We start from the raw sequence: 20,396 nt of genomic DNA, 5'->3' as shown, positions 1-20,396 counted from the left end.
GCGGGCCCGCCACCGCTTAGATGTAGGAAGATGACGGGTGCGCCGATGCCGCGCCCCGGTGAGATTTGCCCTGAAGGGACCGGCCGATGAGCCCGCTGAAGACTCTGAAACGCCTGCACGCGGCCTATCGCGACGACATCGCGGACCTGACGACGCGCCGCCCCCTGCCGGGCCCGGCCCTGCCGCAGCTGAGCCCCTTCCTGTTCCTGAACCACCATGGGCCGCAGGTCTATCCGCCCAATAACGGCGGCCTGCCCTTCGGCCCTCACCCCCACCGGGGTTTCGAGACGGTGACCTTCATCCTGGAGGGGGAGCTGACGCACGCCGACAGCGCCGGCCATGAAAGCGTTATCAGGGCTGGCGGCGTGCAGTGGATGACGGCCGGGCGCGGCGTGGTGCATTCGGAGCTGTCGCCGGCCGAATTCCGCCGCAAGGGCGGGCCGCTGGAGATATTGCAGCTGTGGGTGAACCTGCCGGCCCGGCTGAAGTTCTCGGACCCCGGCTATACCGGCCTGCAGCGCGACGCCATACCGGCCCTGCCCACCCCCGACGGGCGCGGCACCGTAAACCTCATCTCCGGGAACTGGGGCGGGACGAGCGGCCCCGTCACCTCACTGACCGGCGTGTTCATGAGCACGGTGACCTTGAGCGCCGGCGGTACCGTGCGCTTTGACGGCGCCGCCGGCCGCAATGTCTTCCTTTACGTCGTGCGCGGCGCGATCAGCGTGGGCGGCGGCACCGCCCCCGCCCACCAACTGGTGGAACTGAGCCTGGAAGGCGACGCGGTGGAGATCACGGCGCAGGAAGACGCGGTGCTGCTGTTCGGCCATGGCGAGCCCATCGCCGAACCGGTGGTGGCCCATGGCCCCTTCGTCATGAACACCCGGGAAGAGATCATCGCCGCCATCCGCGATTACCAGGCGGGATTGTTCGAGTAATCCCTCAGGCGGCGGCCCCGGTCGGGGCCTACGGCGGCATGAAGCTCATGCCGCCGGCTGGTGGGGATTGGTGAAGATCGCCTCCACCGGCAGGCCGAACAGCGCAGCGATGCGATAGGCCAGGTCCAGCGACGGGTCGTGCTTCTCCGTCTCCAGGGCGTTGACCGCCTGGCGGGACACGCCCAGCCGCTCGCCCAGGTCGTTCTGCGTCCAGCCGCGCTCGGCCCGCAGGACCTTCAACGTGTTCCGCATCAGCGCGTACTCCGGATGAAGGGCGAGACGATGCAGAAGGCCACCCAGAAGATGGCGTAGACCATGTAGCCCGGCAGGTGGTCCACCCGCGCGAAGGTTTCCAGGAAGCCCCAGGCGCTGGCGACGATGAAGGCCAGGCAGGCGGCGATGATGAAGCGCCGGGCCAGCAGTGCCCGCATGAACTCATCCACCTGGGCCATGAGCCTTAGCGTCGCCCACAGCTGCACCGCGATGCAGCCCACCGGCACCAGGATCGCCGCCCACAGCAAGGGCCCGTCCAGCTGCGATTGGCCCCAGCTGATGGCCTTGATGGACAGGACGTAGAGGACCGCGGTGGCGATCGAGGTGAGAATGTAGCGCCGCGAGGCGGGAGGGAAGAGAACGGCGACGGACATGATGTCATGATCTCCTGACGTTTTGTCAGGTAAACATGACTCCATTTTTATGTCAGGTCAACCTGACTTTTGACTCCTCAGAATCTACTACGCGCCTTCCCCCGAGTCGCGCCCCGGCACATCCGGCATAAGGGTGCGCATCCCCGCCTTTCGGATAGGGTCGCCCGATAAGAAAGCCTTAAGGAAGCCGCCTTAATATCCCGCATACCAGGTGGGACAAGACTCAGGCCTTCCCTTAGGACGGCCGTGCTAGACTAAATAACCCGCCCGGTTTTGAACCGTGAACCGTTGCCGTCCCAGTATTCACTTTGATCCCAGCACTAGCGCTGGCCACAGGAACTCGCCCCGGAATGACCCGCGACGATGAACGCCTGCCCCGTGACGGCCGCCGCGGCGCCATGCTGCGCGGGGTGCTGGCTGGCGCCCTCCTGGCGCTGGCGGCCGCCACGGCCCTGCCGCAGGCGGCCTGGGCCGGCGAAGGCGGCGGTCAGAAGTCGGAAGATCCGGAGGTCCTGCGCAAAATCAAGATGAGCCCCATGCTGCTGCCGGGGAAGGACCGCTTCTCCTACGTCCGGCTGCAGGTGATGCTGGTCGTGCGCATGAGCAAGCATCTGAATGAGGACGTCGACCTGGTCACCAACCTCAAGCCCCGCATCAATGGCGAGCTGACCGAGGCCCTGACCGTCGACCACCTGACCCATAACCGCCTGAACACCGCCGACGTCCAGGCCCTGAAGGGCCGCATCATGGAAGTGGCCAACGAGGCCGTGGGCAAGCCCCTGGTGGACGAGGTGCTGATCGTCAGCCTGCTGGTCGGCTGATTGAATTCCGGACGCCCGAGCCTTGCGCGCCCCGGGGCTGTGCAAGCCGCCCAAACCTGCTATAACCCGCCCCGGCGTCTCCGTAGCTCAGCAGGATAGAGCACAGGATTCCTAATCCTGGGGCCGTGGGTTCGAATCCCGCCGGGGACACCATTCCCCCGCCCTCATAAATCTGTGCCCAGGCGAATGCCCGCCACCGTGATGGCGCACCCAGTGCTCGCCCTTGTCATTACTTGAGGGGAGCAAGCACCGAAGGTGGCAGCGCCATCAGTGATGCGAGATGCGCCATTTCCTGACGCTGTTCTTGGTTTAACAGCAGTTCCATATCCGAGATCGTTTCTATCAACTCTTCGAAGGCGATACCGAATTCGTTGTGGTCGATATAGTCCCGCATGGATTCTCGCTTAATGTCAGGTAGACCGGCGATCGACATCACCAAGGAACCCAGGTGTTCCTCCAGGATTTCCCACAGCGCTAAAAAGTCCGTCGTCGCCATCCATCCTCCCCCGCCTACAAAAAGGGGCAGAGACTTCTCCCCGCCCCTTCGGCTCTTCAAGCGCTCGCCCTCACTTCAAATTGTCGATCGTCACCCCCGGCAGGGTGTCCGCCGGCGTGAAGCCGAAGATGCGGCCGTAGAAGTACAGCTCCGCCTCCTGCGCGCGGATGATGCTGTCGGCCTTGCGGAAGCCGTGCTGCTCGCCCTCGAACTCGATGTAGGAGACGGGCACGCCCTTGGCCTTCAAGGCATTGACGATGCTGCGCGACTGCGCCGGGGGCACCACCGCGTCCTCCGACCCCTGGAAGGTGATGAGCGGGGCGGAGAAGCCGTCTAGGTGCTGCAGGGGGCTGCGGGCGTCGTAGACGGCCTTGCCTGCTGGGTAGGGGGCCACCAGGCTGTCCAGGTAGCGGCTTTCGAACTTGTGGGTGTCCTTGGCCAGGGATTCCATGTCCGACACGCCGTAATAGTTGGCGCCGGCCTTGAACACCTTGGTGAAGGCCAGGGCCGCCAGGGTGGTGTAGCCGCCGGCGCTGCCACCCCGGATGGCGGCGCGGTTGGCGTCGGCCAGGCCGGCCTTGTCCAGGTAGGCCACCACGGCAGTGGCGTCCTGCACGTCGGTGATGCCCCAGTTGCCGCGCAGGCGGTTGCGGTAGGCGCGGCCGTAGCCGGTGCTGCCGCCGTAGTTCACATCCACCACGGCGAAGCCGCGGCTGGTCCAGTACTGCACGCTCATGTCCATTGAGGGCTTGGCCGCGCTGGTGGGGCCGCCATGCACCTTGACCAGCAGGGGCGGCTTCTCCCCCGCCGGGGCCTGGAAGGCGGGGTTGGTGGGGGCGTAGTAGAAGGCGTGGGCCGTCCGCGCCTGGCCGTCCGGACCGGGCGCGGTGGGGAATTCGATGGGCCGGGCGCGCGACACCAAGCCGGCCTCCAGGCCTTCCGGCGCCGGGCGGCGCAGCACGGCGTGGGTGCCGGTCGACAGGTTGACGGTCACCACCGCCGGGGTGGCATCGGCGAAGCTGGCGATCATGACCGCCTGGTCGGGTCCCAGCAGCCGCACGCCGGTGATGCCGACGAAAGGCAGGTCCAGATCATGCGCCTTGCCCGTCTTCAGCTCGATGACGGCCAGCCTGTCCAGGCCCTGGCTGCTGTAGCGCGCCACCGCCTGGCCCCGGCCCGTCAGGGCATAGGTGGTCAGGCCCAGGTTCCACAGGGGACCACCGAACTCCGCCGTCTTGGCCAAGACGGGGCGGGTGGCGCCGTCGTGCCAGGCGTACAGGTTCCACCAGTCGCTGCGGTCGGAGATGAAGTAGAGGGTGCCGTCGGCATCCCACTGCGGTTCCAGCACCGATTCGTCATGGCCGCCGGCCACCGCCGTCGGGTTGCCCAGACCCTGGGGCGTGACGTCGGCAACGTAGAGCGTGGTGGTGTCCCAAGGCATGTTGGGGTGGGACCAGGCGATCCAGGCCAGGCGCTTGCCATCGGGGCTGGGGCGCGGATACGCCACGAAGTCGGTGCCGCCGAACAGCACGGTACCGGCATCACCCGGCCGGTCCACCGCCAGGCTGACGATGGCGTTCTTGGCCTCCCCCGGGGCGCTGTGGTCCTCGCGGACGCAATAGAGGTGGCCGGGCGCGCCCGCCACGCAATCGGCATAGCGGTAGCCCTCCGGCGTCAGCGGCTGCGGCGCGCCGCCCGCCTCGGGCACGGTGTACAGGCGCTGGTCGGCGAAGTTGCTGAAGTACAAGCGGCCGCCGGCCAGACCACCGCCAACGGCCAGCAGGGCGCCGCCGCCATATTCATGGACGCGGGTGCGGGCGTTGACCTCCGGCCCCGTCAGCTCGCGGATGCCGCCTTGGCCGTCGGGGGTCACGATGGCGTAGCGGCCCTTTTCCGCGGGGCGGCTTTCCAGCCAGTAGGGCACACCGCCGTCCACCATCAGGTCACCCAGGCGGATCTCGCTGCCGGCCAGGCGGGCGGCGGTGATGGGCGAGGCCCAGGTGCCGTAAGCGGCGGTCTTCTTCTCGGCGGCGGTCGCGTCGGTCATGCCAGTCACCAATCCCATCAGCATCGCCGCCACCGCGGCCCGTTTCAGCCCCATGCCCCTTATTTTCATTCGCCCTGGCCCCATCTGCCTGGTTATCAAAGGGATGCCCCCGCATCGCCGGGCAGTGTGCCCCAAGCGCGGCGCCCGCGCCAACGCCGATGCGGGGGGCCCATGCGGGCGGGCCGCTTGACGACGAGGCGCCCAAGGTCGATCTAAGCCCCTGTTCCATCATTCCACGCACCGCCAGGGAGAGGCCCCATGGGCATCGCCGTTCGCCAGCTCGCCCCGCGCAAGGCCCCCATCCGCACGGCGGATGGTCTGGTCCAGGCCGGACTGGCCGAGGCGTCGGCCCTGCCTGTGCTGGAACAGGTGGCGGCCAGCTTCGCCGTCTCCGTCACCGACCAGGTGGCCGGCCTGATCGACCCCACCGACCCGAACGACCCCGTGGCCCGCCAGTTCATCCCGGCGGGGGAGGAGCTGGAAACCACTCCCGGCGAGCTGGCCGACCCGATCGGCGACGGGCCGCACAGCCCGGTGAAGGGCATCGTCCACCGCTATCGCGACCGGGTGCTGCTGAAGGCCGTCAACGTCTGCCCGGTCTATTGCCGCTTCTGCTTCCGGCGGGAGATGGTGGGCCCGGGCAGCGAGACCCTGGATGGCGCGGAGCTGGACGCCGCCCTCGCCTATATCGCCGAACACGAGGAGGTGTGGGAGGTCATCCTGACCGGGGGCGACCCGCTGATCCTGTCGCCCCGCCGCCTGGCCGAGATCGTCACCCGTCTGGATGCCATCCCCCATGTCGGCATCGTCCGCTTTCACACCCGCGTGCCCGTGGTGGACCCCGACCGCGTGACGCCGGAGCTGGTCGCCGCCCTGAAGGGCAAGCGCATCGCCAGCTGGCTGATGCTGCACGCCAACCATTGGCGCGAGCTGGACGACACCGCGCGCGGCGCCATCGCCCGCCTGGTCGACGCCGGCATCCCGCTGCTGTCGCAGACCGTGCTGCTGAAGGGCCTCAACGATGACGCCGAGACCCTGACCCGCACCTTCCGCGCCCTGGTCCAGGCGCGGGTGAAGCCGCACTACCTGCACCAGGGGGACCTGGCCAAGGGGACGGGCCATTTCCGCACGACGATCCAGCGCGGCCGCGCCCTGATGCGCGAGTTACGCGGCGATGTCTCCGGCCTGTGCCAGCCCACCTATGTGCTGGACATCCCCGGCGGCCACGGCAAGGTGCCCCTGACCGCCGACTATCTGGTGCCGGATGGTGAAGGCGGCTGGACCGTCACCGACCCGCGCGGCGGCCGGCACGCCTATAGCGAAGAGGGTGAGTAGGGTCTGGCGCTAACCGGCATCCCCGAATAGCCCCGCATACCACCAAGCTGTGGGCCGGCGGAGCCATTCACGGTTGGCATCCGTCTCGAACTTGGCCAACTGCCGTGCCTTGACACCGTAGCGATGGCATAAGGCGAGCAGCTGCATCAGTTCATCGTCGTTGGGTGCGTGCTTGAGTTGGACGACAAGGCCGCGCGCGCCGTCACCGAAGAACTTCCCCACACAGGTGATGCTGGCCAGCCAGTGAAAGAACACCCGTTCGTCGCTGTCATCCAGGTAATGAACCCCGCTGTCCATTTGGGTCAGGGTCAGGAAATCGTCTTTCATCATCCTCAGCCCCCTTCCGGCGGCTGCGGCTGGCGGCGTTCCGGCAGCACCATGCGCACCGCCGTGCCGAAGCGGCGCACGGCGTGGAAGGCGCGGGAATGGAAGTGGCGGCGGACCAGCACCACGATCACCAGGGTCGTGGAGGCCATGAAGGCCAAGGGGTGGACGAACCAGCCCAGGGCAGCGAAGCCGAAGTAATAGGCCCGCACCCCGGCGTTGAAGCTCTGCACCGCCAGGGACAGCAGGGCCGCCGCCGCGTCCGCCGCCTCTTCCACGTCCACACTGGGCGGATGGTTGGTGGCGTCAGGCATGGCGCCGATCAGGGCGCAGGTATAGTTGTACTGCCGCACCGCCCAGGTGAACTGGAAGAAGGCGTAGACCAGCACGCCCAGCAGCAGGAACAGCTTCACCTCGATCAGGGCGCCGGATGCAGTGCTGGCCACGTGCATCTTGTCCACCAGGGCCGCCAGCCGGTCGGCGTTCACCAGGGCGCTGAGGTCGCCGGCGATCAGCAGCACGGTGGTGGAGGCGAAGAAGGAAACGCTCTGGATCAGATGGCCCAGCAGCTGGCCGTCCAGCAGGCGGGTGTCGCGCGCCTGCATGTTGCGCATCCACACCTCGCGGACCGTGCGCATGTGCAGGTTCAGGCTGGCCGGCGCCCCCGGCAGGCGGAAGATGACATTATAGCCGCCCCACAACACGAAGAAGGTGGTGAGGGCCAGAAGGTCCAGCGGCGCCAGGTCAAAGGGCATGGGCGGGGCTGCGATCGGAGAGGGATGGAAGGCCCCGCATCATGCCTTGAGCCCGCCCGCCAGGCGAGCGGAAGCTTGAGGCCTTCGCGCCGTCAGGCCGCGGGCGGCGCGTCGGCCTGGCGGTCGGGTGCGGCGTCGGCGAAGGCCGGCAGCGCCAGGCAGGCCTGGTCGATGGCCACCAGGGTGGGGCAGGCGGACAGGTCGGCGTTGAAGCGCCGGGCGTTGAACATCTGCGGCACCAGGGTCAGGTCGGCCAGGCCGGGCGTGTCGCCGAAACTGAAGCGGCCGGCATGGGGCTTCACCATCGCCTCCACCGCCGCCAGACCGGTTTCCATCCAGTGGCGCACCCAGCGGCCGGCCCGTTCCTCATCCACGCCCATCTCACCCTTCAGGTACTTCTGGACCCGCAGGTTGTTGATGGGGTGGATGTCGCAGGCAATGGCCAGGGCCACGGCGCGCGCCTGGGCCCGGACGATGGGGTTGGCCGGCAGCAGGGCGGGGGTAGGGTGAACCTCGTCCAGGTATTCCACGATGGCCAGCGACTGGGTCAGCAGGTGGCGGCCGGTCGCGTCGTCCACCGTCAGGGTGGGCAGCTGGCCCTGCGGGTTCAGGGCCAGATAGTCCGGCTTCAGCTGTTCCCCACCGTCGCGCAGCAGGTGCACCGGCACCTGCTCGGCCGTCAGGCCCTTCAGGTTCAGCGCGATGCGCACGCGGTAGGCGGCGGAGGAGCGGAAGTAAGTATAGAGGGCGAGCGAGGCCATGGGGCAGGCGGGTCCTGGAAGGGGAATGGTCAGAGGACGGGGGCCGGAACGGGCTCGGGCGCCACCGGCTGGGGCCGGTATTCCGCCACCGTCTGCTCGATGGCGCCGAAGATGCTGGCGCCGGCGGCGTCCCTCATCTCGATGCGCACGCTGTCGCCGAAGCGCAGGAAGGGCGTCTTGGGCTGCCCCTGCAGCAGGGTTTCCACCGTGCGCACCTCGGCCAGGCAGGAATAACCCACGCCGCCTTCCGTGATGGGCTTGCCCGGGCCGCCGTCCGGCCCCCGGTTGGACACGGTGCCGGAGCCGATGATGGTGCCGGCGACCAGCGGCCGGGTACGCGCGGCGTGCGCGATCAGCTGGCCGAAGTCGAAGGTCATGTCGATCCCGGCGTTGGGCCGGCCGAACGGCTGCCCGTTGATGAAGGACAGCAGGTCCAGGTGCAGCTTGCCATCGCGCCAGGCGTCGCCCAGGGCGTCCGGCGTCACCGCCACGGGGGCGAAGGCGCTGGACGGCTTGGATTGGAAAAAGCCGAAGCCCTTGCCCAATTCCGCCGGAATCAGGCCGCGCAGGGAAACGTCGTTGACCAGCATGACTAGGCGGATCAGGCCGCGCGCATCCGCCGCCGACACGCCCATGGGCACGTCGCCGGTGACCACCGCCACCTCCCCCTCCAGATCGATGCCCCAGGCCTCGTTGGCCATGAGGATGGGATCGCGGGGCCCGAGGAAACTGTCGGACCCGCCCTGGTACATCAGGGGATCGGTCCAGAAGCTGGGCGGCATGTCGGCGCCGCGCGCCTTGCGCACCAGTTCCACATGGTTGACGTAGGCCGAGCCGTCCGCCCACTGATAGGCGCGGGGCAGCGGCGCCATGCAGGCGGCCTCGTCGAAGGCCTCGAACGGGGCGATGCCCTCATCCAATTCGGCCGCCACCTCGGCCAGGCGCGGCGCCACCTCGGCCCAGTCGTCCAGCGCCTGCTGCAGCGTGGCGGCGATGCCCGGCACGGCGCGGCAGCGCGCCAAGTCGGCCGACACGACGACCAGGATACCGTCGCGGCCCACCTTGGCCTGCAAGGCGGCGTCCAGCGTGCGGTCCAGCGATTTCAGGGTAGCCAGCTTCATGGGGGGCCTTTCCTATCGATCCTTTCGCCCTTACGGGGTCGGCAGGAAAAGGGGCGCCCTCAAGGCGGCCGGCCATTCCAGGGGACGGCGGCGCCTTGAGACCACGAAAAACGGGGCTGTTTCCTCCCAACCCGTCTTCCACCCCCGGGGGCGCTGCCCGTTAAGGACAACCCCAATGACAGGATGGACAGCGGTCGGTTTTATCGTTTCAAATGAAACGTTATAAGTACAGTAGGCCGCGCGGGTTTCCCTGTCAAGCCGCCCCGCCACCGCCACCAACCTGTCACAGGGTGAGCCCCCCATGCCCCCCGATCTGCAGCTGAACCGCTTCCTGCCCTACCGGCTGAACATCCTGTCGAAGAAGGTCAGCCTGGCGCTGGCCACGCGGTACCAGGAACGCTTCGGCCTCAGCATTCCGGAATGGCGGGTGTTCGCCACCCTGGGCCAGGAACAGCCGCTGTCGTCCAACGACATCGTGGAGCGCACGGCCATGGACAAGGCCAAGGTCAGCCGGGCGGTGAACCGCCTGGTCGCCGCCGGCCTGCTGGACCGCCAGCCCCACCCCCGCGACCAGCGCCTGCTGCGCCTGTCGTTCAGCCACAAGGGCCGCGACCTTTACGCACAGGTGGCGCCAGAGGCTCTGGCCTGGGAGGGCCAGCTGCTGTCGGTCCTGACCGACGCCGAGCGCGCCCAGCTGTGGGCACTGATGGAAAAGCTGGAACAGCGCGTGGCGCAGGAGATCCCGGAGTCGGTGCCGCTGTCGGATAGTTTGGATTAGTTTTTTGTGTCCTCAGGCGCCGGCAGGCCCATCCGGGCCTTTGGCTGTCCTCAGTTTCCAGTCCACTGCGTTCCCCGGAAACTTCCGGCGGATGCAGTCGCATCCTACAGTGACGTGGGACTAGTCCCACGTCACCGCTTGGCACTTAAGTGTTTGAGAATAGTACTTAGACGCTAACCGACCCGGCGAAGGGCAGGTCGCGGATGCGCTTGCCGGTCAGGGCGGCAATGGCGTTGGCCACCGCCGGCCCCAAGGGCGGCACACCCGGTTCGCCGACACCGGTGGGCGGGTTGGCGCTGGGGACGATATGCACCTCCACCTTGGGCATCTCATCGATGCGCAGGCAGCGGTAGGTGTCGAAGTTGGACTGGTCGACCACGCCGTCCTTCATGGTGATGGCGCCGTACATGATGGCGCCCACGCCATAGCCGATGCCGCCCTCCATCTGGGCCTTGACCACGTCCGGGGTGACGGCAATGCCGCAATCGACGGCGCAGACCACGCGCTCCACCTTGATGCGGCCCTTGTCATCCTGCGACACCTCGGCCACGTGGGCGACGACGGAACGGAAGCTTTCCGCCACCGCCACGCCCCGCGCCCAACCCTTGGGCAGGGGCTTGGTCCACTCGGCCTTTTCCACCGCCAGGTTCAGCACCGCCAGGTGGCGCGGATGCTTTTCCATCAGCTTGCGCCGGAAGGCCACCGGATCCTGCTTGGCCTCCGCCGCCAGTTCGTCCAGGAAGGTTTCCACGGCGAAGGCGGTGTGGGTGGACCCCACCGACCGCCACCACAGCACCGGCACGGGCGAGGTGGTGGTGTGCAGGTCGACCAGGCGGTTGGGGATGGTGTAGGGGATCTCCGCCGCCCCCTCGACCGAGGTGGCGTCGGGCTTGCCCGGCTGCTCGAACGGGCCGCCGGCCATGATGCTCTGACCAACGATGCGGTGCTGCCAGGCCAGTACGCTGCCGTCGGCACCCAGCTTGGCCTCCATGCCGTGGACATACAGGGGGCGGTAGCGGCCGCCGCGGATGTCATCTTCCCGCGACCAGATCAGCTTCACCGGCCGTCCGGCCAGCTTGCCGCCCTGCACCTTGGTGTCCGACAGCGCCTTGGCGATGGCCACGCCCTCGACAATGTAGTCGGACTCGATGTTGGCGCGGCGGCCGAAGCTGCCGCCGGCGTAGACGGTGTGGATGGTCACCTGCTCGGGCTTCAGGCCGGCCGTCTTGGCGGCGTTCATCTGGTCGATGGTCTGGAACTGGTCGCCCGCCCAGATCTCGCAGCCTTCCTTGCCCAGCTTGACCACGCAGGTCAGCGGCTCCATGGGCGCGTGGGCCAGGTAGGGGAAGGTGAATTCCGCCTTCAGGGTCTTGGCACCCTTCACCGCGTCGACATCGCCTTCCTTGGTCACCAGTTGACCGGGCTTGGGCAGCAAGGCCTTGTAATCGGCGATGATGGCGTCGGTGCCGCGCTTCTCGGCGTTGGTTTCGTCCCAGGTGACCTTCAGCGCCTCACGCCCCTGGTGCGCCGCCCAGTAGGAGGTGGCCAGCACGGCCACGCCGCGCGGGATCTCCACCACCTCGACCACGCCCTTCACCGCCTTCGCCGCCTTGGCGTCGATGGCCTGGGCCTTGGCGCCGAAACGGGTCGGGCGCTGCACCACCGCCACCAGCATGCCCGGCTGGACGACGTCGATGGCGAAGATGGCCTTGCCGGTGGTTTTCTCCGCGCTGTCCTTGCGCGGCAGCTTGGTGCCCACCAGGGTGAAGTTCTTCGGATCCTTCAGGGGCACGTCGGCGGGCACGGGCAGGGTGGCTGCCTTGGCCGCCAGTTCACCGAAGCCGGCCTTGTGCGTGCCGGAGGAAACCACGCCCTTGGACACGGTGATGTCCGACGCGGGCACGCCCCAGGTCTGGGCGGCGGCCGCCACCAGCAGGGCGCGCGCCGTGGCGCCGGCCTGGCGCAGCTGGGTCCAGGAATTGTAGACGGAGGTGGACCCGCCGGTGCCCTGGATGGGGCCGAAGGCGGTGTTGTTGTACAGCTTGGCGTTGGCGGGGGCATGTTCCGCCCGCATCTGCGCCCAGTCGGCGTCCATCTCTTCCGCCACGATGGCGGTCAGGCCGGTGAAGACGCCCTGGCCCATCTCCAGATGCTTGATCAGCACGGTGACGGTGCCGTCCGGCGCCACTTTTACGAAAGCATTGGGGACGAAGGCGTTGGTCGCAGCGGCGGCCTGGGCCCGGCGGCTGGTGCCGGTCCAGGTGAAGCCCACCATCAGGCCCACGCCGGCGCCGCCGGTGACCTGAAGGAAACGGCGGCGGGACGTGCCCTCGGGGCTTTGGGTCATGTGTCCATCGGGCATGATCAGATCTCCAGCGCCTTGGCCGCCTCGTGGATGGCGGCGCGGATGCGGACATAGGTAGAGCAGCGGCAGAGGTTGCCGCTCATGGCGCTGTCGATGTCCTGGTCGGTGGGCTTGGCGTTATCGGTCAGCAGGGCGACGGCCGACATGATCTGGCCCGACTGGCAATAGCCGCACTGGACCACGTCCAGCTTGACCCAGGCGTCCTGCACGGCCTTGGCCACCTTGCCCTCGATGCCCTCGATCGTGGTCACCTTGGACCCGGCGATGGACCCGATGGGGGTGGAGCAGGCGCGCACGGGCTGGCCGTCGACATGCATGGTGCAGGCGCCGCACTGGGCGGCGCCGCAACCGAACTTGGAGCCCGTCTTTCCCGCGATCTCGCGCACCGCCCAGAGGAGCGGCATGTCGGGATCGGCGTCAACCGACCAGGGCTTTCCGTTGAGGGTGAGTTTGATGGGCGGCATGGATCTCAATCCCGGGGGTTCGTCGTGTGGGGCATCCCCATTCCGGATGGCTGCACCAGGCGGCACCCGGCACAGTCCCGGTCTATCCGATGCGGGCGGACAGGCGGCAAGACACGCCTTACGGAATACGGACGCGGAACGGCGGGCAACTCCATGCCCGCCGGAAGTCATGGATGTACCACGATCGTGTAGAAATGGCCAACTTGGCCAAATGGTGGACTTGCGAAATCGTCGGTTTCTTCCCATATGGTGGGCTGGCGCGACGCGAGACCGTGTTCATTACTTGTGTCCCTCCGTTATTTCCAGTCAAATATAGCGTCTGTTTCGACGCGACGAATGATCAACCCCATTGTTATGGCCGGCGGAATCCATCGTGGGAGCACTAGGCGCCCGCGCGGGGCTTTTGTATCTTGTGATGACCCGTGACGACCCCTTGGCCACCAAACGGTTAACGCCCAAGGCCGGTCGCGCGGGAGCGGGACTTCGGGGTGACGTGGGGCGGGTCATGGGGCACAGGATGCGGCGCGGCTGGATGCGCCCGGCGAAGACTGTGGTGCTGGGCGTGGCGCTGGGCCTGGCCCTGGCGGCCGGCGTCCTGACAACGCCCGCCCAGGCGGCCACCCCCGGTCCCGCCAAAAGCGGCGGCACGCTGGAGCAGGTGCGCCAGCGCGGCACGCTGCGCTGCGGCGTCAACACCGGCCTGCCGGGATTCGGGGCACCGGACAGCCAGGGGGAATGGACGGGCCTGGACGTGGATATCTGCCGCGCCGTGGCCGCCGCCGTGCTGGGCGACGCCCGTAAGGTGCAGTTCATCCCCCTGAGCGGCCGCCAGCGCTTCAGCAGCCTGCTGTCGGGGGATATCGACCTGCTGTCGCGCAACACCACCTGGACCCTGAGCCGCGATGTGCAGGGCATGGACTTCGCCCCGCCCGTCTATTACGACGGCCAGGCCTTCATGGTGCGGCGGTCCTTCCGGGCGCGCAGCGTGCGCGAGCTGAACGGCGCTACCATCTGCGTGCAGCAAGGCACCACCACCGAACTGAACCTGGCGGATTACTTCCAATCCACGGGCATGAGCTACAGGCCGCTGGCCATCGAGGACTTGAGTGAGTTGGTGGCCGCCTTCTTCAGCGGCCGCTGCGACGCCTATACCACCGACGCCTCAGCCCTGGCCGCCACCCGCGCCGCGCAGACGGTCAGCGCCGACGATTATCTGATCCTGCCGGAGCTGATCTCGAAGGAGCCGCTGGCACCCGCCGTGCGCAAGGGCGACGAGCAATGGTTCGACATCGTGAGATGGACCGTCTTCGCCTTGATCGAAGCGGAGGAGCGGGGCGTCACCAAGGCCAACGTGCGCGACAACCTGGGGTCCGCCGCGCCAGGTGTGCAACGCCTGCTGGGCGTGCAGACAGGGGCCGGCCTGGGCAAGTCGCTGGGCCTGGACGATGAATGGGCCGTGCGTATCGTTTCCCAGGTGGGCAACTATGGCGAAGTGTTCGAGCGCAATGTCGGCCGCAATTCCGTGCTGCGCCTGGACCGCGGGCTGAACGCCCTGTGGAACCAGGGCGGCCTGATGTACGCCATGCCCATACGGTGATGGGAAACATAGCGATTCCGGTAGGGACCGCCCTTCCCGGCGAAAGCCGCCGTTGTATCGGCGCCGGTTTCAAGGCAAGTAGACAGCAACAGAAAATTTGACCGCGCCAAAATCGCCCCGGGTACGTCGGGGCGGCGGCACCGGCCATCGGGGGATAGGTTTCAATGCAGCAAAAGCGCTTCACGCTGTTCGTCCTGGGCGCGATGGTCGCCGGCATCGCGGTGGGCGCCGTGGGGCACAACCTGCCCGCGGCCGACGGGGCCTCGCTGGCCAGCACGCTGTCCATCCTGACGGACATTTTCCTGCGCCTGATCAAGATGATCATCGCGCCCCTGGTTTTCTCCACCTTGGTGGTGGGCATCGCGCATATGGAGGATGTGGCCGCCATCGGCCGCGTGGGTGTGAAGACCCTGGGCTGGTTCCTGCTGGCCGGCATCGTCTCGCTGATCCTGGGCCTAGTCATGGTGCAGATCCTGGAACCTGGCGTGGGCATGGCCCTGCCGGACCCCACGTCCGGCGGCAAGGCGCCCGACGCCGCCGTCTTCACCCTGAAGAACTTCATCGAGCACACGGTGCCGCGCTCGGTGATCGAGGCCATGGCCAACAACGAGATCCTACAGATCGTCGTCTTCTCCATCTTCGCGGGCATCGCCATCGCCTCGGTGAAGGAGAAGGTGCCGGTGGTGGTGCACCTGGTGGAACAGATCGCCACCGTCATGCTGAAGGTGACCAGCTATGTCATGATGTTCGCGCCCGTCGCCATCTTCGCGGCCCTGGCGGCCACGGTGACGACGCAGGGTCTGCAGGTGCTGGGCAGCTACGTGAAGTTCGTGGGCGGCTTCTACCTGGCCATGGCGCTGCTGTGGGTCGTGCTGCTGGCGGCGGCGGTGCCCTTCATCGGCGGCCGGGTTCGCGAGCTGGTCAGCGCCATCCGCCAGCCCGTGCTGCTGGCCTTTTCCACCGCCAGCTCCGAAGCCGCGTACCCGCGCACGCTGGAGCGCATGCAGGCCTTCGGCGCCGCCCGTAAGATCGTCAGCTTCGTCCTGCCGCTGGGGTATTCGTTCAACCTCGACGGATCGATGATCTACTGCACCTTCGCCACCATGTTCATCGCCCAGGCCTACGGCATCCACATCAGCATCGGCCAGCAGGTGGAGATGCTGGGCCTGCTGCTGCTGACCAGCAAGGGCATCGCCGGCGTGCCGCGCGCCTCGCTGGTGGTCATCGCCGCGGCCCTGCCTTTCTTCCACATCCCGTCGGAGGGCATGGTGCTGGTGCTGGCCGTCGATCACCTGCTGGACATGGGCCGCAGCGCCACCAACGTGGTGGGCGTGTCGGTCGCCGCCGCCGTCATCGCCAAGTGGGAGGGCCTGCTGGGCCCCGGTCATTTGGCCGATGGGGAAGAGGACATCTGACGCCGCCGCCATCTCCGAAGCCATGGGCTCCGGACATCATCGGCCCCGGAAATTATGGGGTGGCGGAAGGCCGCACCCCCACCAACGGCGAGCCCCCGGGTCCGCCGTTCGCGTTTGAGGTACCACGGGGCTGTGCGGCTAAGCGCCTGGCACGCCTGCCCTTTCCTTGGCCCCTGCGGCAGGGCGCCCTACCCCCATCGGCGGGCGACGATTCCCAGCTTCCGGCATCGTACAACCCACTGTACGGCAAGGGTATGCCGGATGGCCGCTGACATCGGCGGCCACAAACCCGACATGCCCCTGTCATAGCCGTCTGCCATGCTCATATATGCCCCATGGCGACGGATGGCTCATGCCCCGCCCCTTCTGAAGTGGGGACGGGGCCTGGAACCTCGAAGCCTGGAGCAGGCTTGGACAAAGCCCAAGAAGGGAGGGTGAGACACGATGATGGTGCACCACGAACCCCGCCTGACCGACATGCTGGAGGACCCGGTGGTCCGCCTGGTGATGGAGCGCGACGGCGTCTACCGCGATGATGTCCTGAAACTGATGGCCAGCGTGGCCCGCAAAGCCACCAAGCCCGCCGTGAAGGCGGCCGCACCCAAGGTTTCCGCAGCGGAACCGGCCCTGGCCGGCCACGCGTGAAATCAACCCTGCCGATCGGCCTTTTACATGGTTGATCTGACGATTGCCGCCCCCGGGGAGAAGATGCCGGGGTGCGGCCAGCGGAAATAGATGGAATTGGCAGGCGCCGCCTGTCCCCAAGTCCATGAATAAGATAAGCCACAAATGAAAAAGGCGGCCGCAAGGCCGCCCGGCGAACAATCAAACCCGTTTCAGGCGTTATTGTTCGACCGGGGCCCCTGACATCTGGGCCGGTACCTTGGCCGGGGCGGCGTTGCTTTCGCCTGAGGACGACCAAGCCGCCAGCAGGATCATGCCCACGGCGGTCAACGCCAGCAGCAGCCAGCGGCCGGCGCTCTTGTCGCCGGCGGTCTTATCCCTAGTCTTGATCTGTGGCAGTGGCAGGTCCGCCACCGTCTCCGTTGCATCGCCGTTCATCTTACCCCCGGATGTCATGTTCCTGGGTTGATCCTGTACGGGAACAATAAAGTTACCCGCAGGGGCCATGAAACCCCTCTTAAGGTATAAATAGTCTATCTTTTCATTAAAGGGATTCTCTGTGTCATAGATCACACACTTCGATCCCAAGGGAAATTTAAGTCGAATTATCTGTTAATGGATTAAAAGGACAAGACACCGCTGTCTGATGCCAGGATGGCGATGCCATGGCCCCGGCGATCCGGGCGCGGCATGGGCGGCGGCCAGGCCGAAAAAAAGGCGGCATGCCGGAAACCGGCAGCCGCCTTCAAGTGAGATATTGAGGGAAACATCCATTCCGACGGTGCCGACCCTGGGCGGGGCCGGCATCGCTGGAGCGGTTTTTAGAACTTCACGCGTACACCACCGTAGACGAAGCGGCCGATCACGTCGTACGTGCCGGCAGCTGTCTCGGTGCCCGTAACGTCGCCCGGCAGACCCGAGTAAACGGGGGGCGGCGCCACATCGAGCAGGTTGTGCGCGCCCGCATAGAGTTCGACCGCGCGATCGAACAGGGCATAGCTCACCTGGATATCGTTATAGATCTTGGCGCCGATGCCAGTGGTCAACGGCCAATCGTAGCTCTTCAGGAACTGGTCGTCGAACCGGGCCGGGCCAATGTAGCGGACGGTCCAGTCGAAGTTCAGGTTTTCCCAGCTATAGGTCAGGTCGACGGTGGCGCGGTGGCGCGAAGCCCCGATTTCGCCGGCGAACTGGTCATGGTCGGCGCCCGGCAGCGGAACAGTATAACCCTGGAACAGCATGGTGTAGCTGGCGTGGACACCGGCGGTGCCCGCCAGGCCCAACTTGTCCAGGTCGTAGTTATAGGCGGCGGTGATGTCGATGCCGCTGGTGACCAGTTGTCCGACGTTCTGCAGGTTGGAATTGATGTACTGCAGGGCGCCGTTCTGGTCGCGGGTGATCAGGCCGCAGAACTGGCCGGTGTGGCCATCACCGGTGCGATAGCACTGGTCCAGCGCGAACTGGCGCGGAACCGATTCCACCGCGTTGTCGACAACAATGCCGAAGTAATCCGCGGTCAAGCTGAGGTTGGGGATGAAGCTCGGCGAATAGGCGGCACCGGCGCTGATGTTCTTGCTGCGCTCGGCACCCAGATTGGGATTGCCCGAGTTGAAGCCGCTGACCCCCTGCAGTTCCGCCTGGGTCGGCGTGAAAGAGCCTTGGGCGTTGATGCGGGCCAGGATCGACGGAATGGACCGGCAGGTGGCCCCCAGCGCGCCGCCGCCGCTGGCGGTGATGCCCGAGCAGGGGTCGACCAGACCGGTGGGGAAGGTCTGCGTGCCGGGGTCGTACAGCTCGTTCACGTGCGGCGCGCGCACCGACACGGAGTAATGGCCGCGGAAGTGCAGGTCGCTGATGGGGGCGTATTCGCCGCCGGCGCGCCAGCTGTTGATGTCACCGACGCTGGAGTAGCTGGCCATGCGATCGGCCATGTCGATCGACAGGCTGTGGATCAACGGCAGATCCTTCAGCACCGGGATGTTGGCTTCGGCGTATTCCTCGGTGACGTGGTACGCCCCCTCGACATTAGGCGCCTTGTTGCCGCCATTCAGGCCCTGCTGGGTCAGGACGTCGTTGTCGGACGCACTGGTTTCCACCCGGTGTTCCACACCGAAGGCGACACCCAGGGGACCGGCCGGCAACTGGAACACGTCGCCGGAGATGTTGGCCTGGGCGACCTTCTGCGTGACCCTTGCGTTCAGCGTCTGGTCGGCGCGGACATAATCCGCCGCCGCCTTGCTCATGGAATTGAAGCCGAACAGGTTCAGCGGCACGCAGCCGGCGGCGCGGGCGCTGGCGTTGCGGCACTGGATGGTGCCGTTGCTCAGCTGTTCCACGTCCAGCGCGTTGGCGAAGTTCAGGATGTTGACCTGGCCGGTCGACACCTGCGACTGCGTGGTCTGGCCGTAGTTGTAAGAGGCATCCCACTTGAAGTTGCTGAAGGTCGGGACCAGCGTCTCGATCTTCGGGATCGTGCCCTCAAGGCCCAACACGGCGCGGAAGGTCTGGCGATCGTTCTTGGAGCCGCGGTTGTCAATGTCGGACAGACGCTTGGTGAACTGGATGTCCTTCAAGCCGTCGCCATTGCTGTCCTTGGCGGAGGCCAGGATGGCGGCGGGTACCAGCGGATTGTTCCGGACGACGCCGTTGCTGTCGCGGTACTGCACGTTCCACTGCCCCAGGGCGGTGGGATCGGTGAAGATCTGATTGGACGCCAGGGGAAAAGGCTCAAGCCGCGACTGGGTGTGGGTTTGGGCGTAGTTCAGCTCGGTGAACGCCTTCACCCAATCCGTGATCTCGTAATCCGCGCTGGCGGCGCCGGAATAGCGGGTGGTGGGAATGGCGATGGTGCGGTAGGCGCTGCGGTTGAAACCATCAGGCTGGCGGCCCAGCGCGCTGTTGCCGTTGGTGTAGAAGCCGGTGACCAGGGTGCCGTTGGGCAGGTAGGTATAGGAGGTTTTACCCGCCGTGAAGCGGCCCTGGGGCGCATAGGACGACAGATAGGGGGTGGTGATCTGGAAGGCATGGTCCAGCTCGCCATCCAGCACGCCTGTCGATTCCTGGTCCACGGCGGAGCCGGCGCGGTTGCGGGAATAGACCGCCCCCTCTTCGGAATAGCCGAAGTAGGCCAGGGCATGGCCACGGCTGCCGATCTTGCCGCCCATGGTCAGCGTGGCGTCTTTGGTGATGCTGTCGCTGTGGTCGGAGATGCCGTAGCGGACATCCGCCGCCACGCCCTCGAAATCCTTCTTCATGATGATGTTGACCACGCCGGCGATGGCATCGGAACCGTAAATGGCCGAGGCGCCGTCGGTCAGGACTTCGATGTGGTCGATCAGTGCCGTCGGAATGCTGTTCAAATCGACGGCGGTGCTGCCCGGCTCACCCGCCACGAAACGGCGGCCGTTGACCAGCACCAGGGTGCGGTCCTCGCCCAGATTGCGCAGATCAACCGTGGCGATGCCGGAATTGGCGATGTCGAAGTTGGAGTTGGACCGCGAGAAGGTTGGCGAACCGAAGGTGGGGTTCTGCAGCAGGGCGTCCTGGATGTTGACGATGCCGCGGCTGGCGATGTCCTCGGAGCTGATCACCTGGATGGGCGCGGCTTCCGTATTGACGGAACGCGCGATGCGGGAACCGGTGACGACGATTTCCTGCAAGTCATCATCGGCCGCATGGGCAATGGTCGCCGTCATGGTCAGCGTAGACAAGCCAAGGGCGGCACCCGCCAGCAAGGCCTGGCGGGTCTTAAAATGTAATCCCCTCATTAAATCTATCTCCTGTTCGGATTTGTTATTTGATCTGCCTATGCCGATATGGCGTTTTCCCCCACCAAACGGCAGATATCGCCCCAATCCTTTTGTTCATTGGGGGGCGATAACAGATTGAAACAGTCCGTGAGCGACGCG

The 20,396-nt window shown here is 66.6% G+C and carries 19 protein-coding genes and 1 tRNA gene; 8 read left to right on the top strand and 12 right to left on the bottom strand.

Features of this window, described 5'->3' with window-relative positions; translation table 11 throughout:
- Window positions 1–86: 86 nt before the first annotated feature.
- On the top strand, window positions 87–938 hold the full coding sequence (locus P5F91_RS08190) for a pirin family protein (RefSeq protein WP_277906986.1): 852 nt from the start codon (window positions 87–89) through the stop codon (window positions 936–938).
- Between the two features lie 45 nt (window positions 939–983).
- Here P5F91_RS08190 and P5F91_RS08185 read toward each other — a convergent pair whose 3' ends face one another.
- Window positions 984–1,190, bottom strand: a complete 207-nt coding sequence (locus tag P5F91_RS08185) for a helix-turn-helix transcriptional regulator (RefSeq protein ID WP_277906985.1) — start codon at window positions 1,188–1,190, stop codon at window positions 984–986.
- Window positions 1,190–1,585, bottom strand: coding sequence for a hypothetical protein (locus tag P5F91_RS08180; RefSeq protein WP_277906984.1), 396 nt, complete (start codon window positions 1,583–1,585; stop codon window positions 1,190–1,192). The genes P5F91_RS08185 and P5F91_RS08180 overlap by 1 nt, the downstream gene beginning before the upstream one ends.
- Before the next feature lie 350 nt (window positions 1,586–1,935).
- Here P5F91_RS08180 and P5F91_RS08175 point away from each other — a divergent pair, with 350 nt between their 5' ends.
- Window positions 1,936–2,406: a hypothetical protein gene (locus tag P5F91_RS08175; RefSeq protein ID WP_277906982.1), complete on the top strand. Its 471-nt coding sequence runs from the start codon at window positions 1,936–1,938 to the stop codon at window positions 2,404–2,406.
- Between the two features lie 76 nt (window positions 2,407–2,482).
- A tRNA-Arg gene (locus P5F91_RS08170) sits at window positions 2,483–2,559 on the top strand.
- Between the two features lie 76 nt (window positions 2,560–2,635).
- Here P5F91_RS08170 and P5F91_RS08165 read toward each other — a convergent pair.
- The gene (locus P5F91_RS08165) at window positions 2,636–2,902 is read right to left on the bottom strand and encodes a MafI family immunity protein (protein WP_145610731.1); all 267 of its coding nucleotides are present in this window, start codon (window positions 2,900–2,902) and stop codon (window positions 2,636–2,638) included.
- A gap of 70 nt (window positions 2,903–2,972) precedes the next feature.
- Window positions 2,973–4,949, bottom strand: coding sequence for a S9 family peptidase (locus P5F91_RS08160; protein ID WP_145611104.1), 1,977 nt, complete (start codon window positions 4,947–4,949; stop codon window positions 2,973–2,975).
- A 258-nt stretch (window positions 4,950–5,207) separates the two neighbouring features.
- On the opposite strand from P5F91_RS08160, the gene P5F91_RS08155 reads away from it, so the two are divergent.
- Entirely contained in the window at window positions 5,208–6,284 is a 1,077-nt protein-coding gene (locus tag P5F91_RS08155; RefSeq protein WP_277906981.1) for a lysine-2,3-aminomutase-like protein, read from the top strand.
- Between the two features lie 9 nt (window positions 6,285–6,293).
- Here the strand turns inward: P5F91_RS08155 and P5F91_RS08150 are convergent, their stop codons facing one another.
- The 4 genes from P5F91_RS08150 to P5F91_RS08135 all read right to left on the bottom strand — a co-directional run bounded on the left by P5F91_RS08150 (window position 6,294) and on the right by P5F91_RS08135 (window position 9,245).
- Window positions 6,294–6,614 (bottom strand): hypothetical protein, encoded by a 321-nt coding sequence (locus tag P5F91_RS08150; RefSeq protein ID WP_145610733.1) that lies wholly within the window; start codon window positions 6,612–6,614, stop codon window positions 6,294–6,296.
- A 2-nt stretch (window positions 6,615–6,616) separates the two neighbouring features.
- Window positions 6,617–7,363, bottom strand: coding sequence for a DUF599 domain-containing protein (locus tag P5F91_RS08145; protein ID WP_277906980.1), 747 nt, complete (start codon window positions 7,361–7,363; stop codon window positions 6,617–6,619).
- 92 nt (window positions 7,364–7,455) lie between these two features.
- Entirely contained in the window at window positions 7,456–8,124 is a 669-nt protein-coding gene (maiA, locus tag P5F91_RS08140) for a maleylacetoacetate isomerase (protein WP_277906979.1), read from the bottom strand.
- 29 nt (window positions 8,125–8,153) lie between these two features.
- Window positions 8,154–9,245 (bottom strand): fumarylacetoacetate hydrolase family protein, encoded by a 1,092-nt coding sequence (locus P5F91_RS08135; RefSeq protein WP_277906978.1) that lies wholly within the window; start codon window positions 9,243–9,245, stop codon window positions 8,154–8,156.
- Window positions 9,246–9,546: 301 nt separating this feature from the next.
- Here P5F91_RS08135 and P5F91_RS08130 point away from each other — a divergent pair, with 301 nt between their 5' ends.
- Window positions 9,547–10,023, top strand: a complete 477-nt coding sequence (locus tag P5F91_RS08130; RefSeq protein WP_145610736.1) for a MarR family winged helix-turn-helix transcriptional regulator — start codon at window positions 9,547–9,549, stop codon at window positions 10,021–10,023.
- Between the two features lie 166 nt (window positions 10,024–10,189).
- Here the strand turns inward: P5F91_RS08130 and P5F91_RS08125 are convergent, their stop codons facing one another.
- Together P5F91_RS08125 and P5F91_RS08120 are read right to left on the bottom strand one after the other, a co-directional pair.
- On the bottom strand, window positions 10,190–12,385 hold the full coding sequence (locus tag P5F91_RS08125) for a xanthine dehydrogenase family protein molybdopterin-binding subunit (protein WP_277906975.1): 2,196 nt from the start codon (window positions 12,383–12,385) through the stop codon (window positions 10,190–10,192).
- Between the two features lie 2 nt (window positions 12,386–12,387).
- Window positions 12,388–12,852: a (2Fe-2S)-binding protein gene (locus tag P5F91_RS08120; RefSeq protein ID WP_040849287.1), complete on the bottom strand. Its 465-nt coding sequence runs from the start codon at window positions 12,850–12,852 to the stop codon at window positions 12,388–12,390.
- Window positions 12,853–13,384: 532 nt separating this feature from the next.
- Here P5F91_RS08120 and P5F91_RS08115 point away from each other — a divergent pair.
- The 3 genes from P5F91_RS08115 to P5F91_RS08105 all read left to right on the top strand — a co-directional run bounded on the left by P5F91_RS08115 (window position 13,385) and on the right by P5F91_RS08105 (window position 16,509).
- Window positions 13,385–14,449 (top strand): amino acid ABC transporter substrate-binding protein, encoded by a 1,065-nt coding sequence (locus tag P5F91_RS08115; protein ID WP_145610738.1) that lies wholly within the window; start codon window positions 13,385–13,387, stop codon window positions 14,447–14,449.
- Window positions 14,450–14,613: 164 nt separating this feature from the next.
- Window positions 14,614–15,864 carry a dicarboxylate/amino acid:cation symporter gene (locus P5F91_RS08110; RefSeq protein WP_145610739.1) on the top strand — a complete coding sequence of 417 codons (1,251 nt, stop codon included), beginning with the start codon at window positions 14,614–14,616 and terminating at the stop codon, window positions 15,862–15,864.
- Window positions 15,865–16,308: 444 nt separating this feature from the next.
- Window positions 16,309–16,509: a hypothetical protein gene (locus tag P5F91_RS08105; RefSeq protein ID WP_145610740.1), complete on the top strand. Its 201-nt coding sequence runs from the start codon at window positions 16,309–16,311 to the stop codon at window positions 16,507–16,509.
- Between the two features lie 198 nt (window positions 16,510–16,707).
- On the opposite strand, the gene P5F91_RS08100 is transcribed toward P5F91_RS08105, so the two are convergent.
- Window positions 16,708–16,944 carry a hypothetical protein gene (locus P5F91_RS08100; protein ID WP_277906974.1) on the bottom strand — a complete coding sequence of 79 codons (237 nt, stop codon included), beginning with the start codon at window positions 16,942–16,944 and terminating at the stop codon, window positions 16,708–16,710.
- Between the two features lie 365 nt (window positions 16,945–17,309).
- Window positions 17,310–20,255: a TonB-dependent receptor plug domain-containing protein gene (locus P5F91_RS08095; RefSeq protein WP_277906973.1), complete on the bottom strand. Its 2,946-nt coding sequence runs from the start codon at window positions 20,253–20,255 to the stop codon at window positions 17,310–17,312.
- Window positions 20,256–20,396: the final 141 nt, after the last annotated feature.

Source organism: Nitrospirillum amazonense, from assembly GCF_029594735.1.
Classification (GTDB): Bacteria; Pseudomonadota; Alphaproteobacteria; order Azospirillales; family Azospirillaceae; genus Nitrospirillum; species Nitrospirillum amazonense.
Note: the sequence above shows the minus strand (reverse complement) of the source record. Positions and strands in the feature narration are given on the sequence as shown.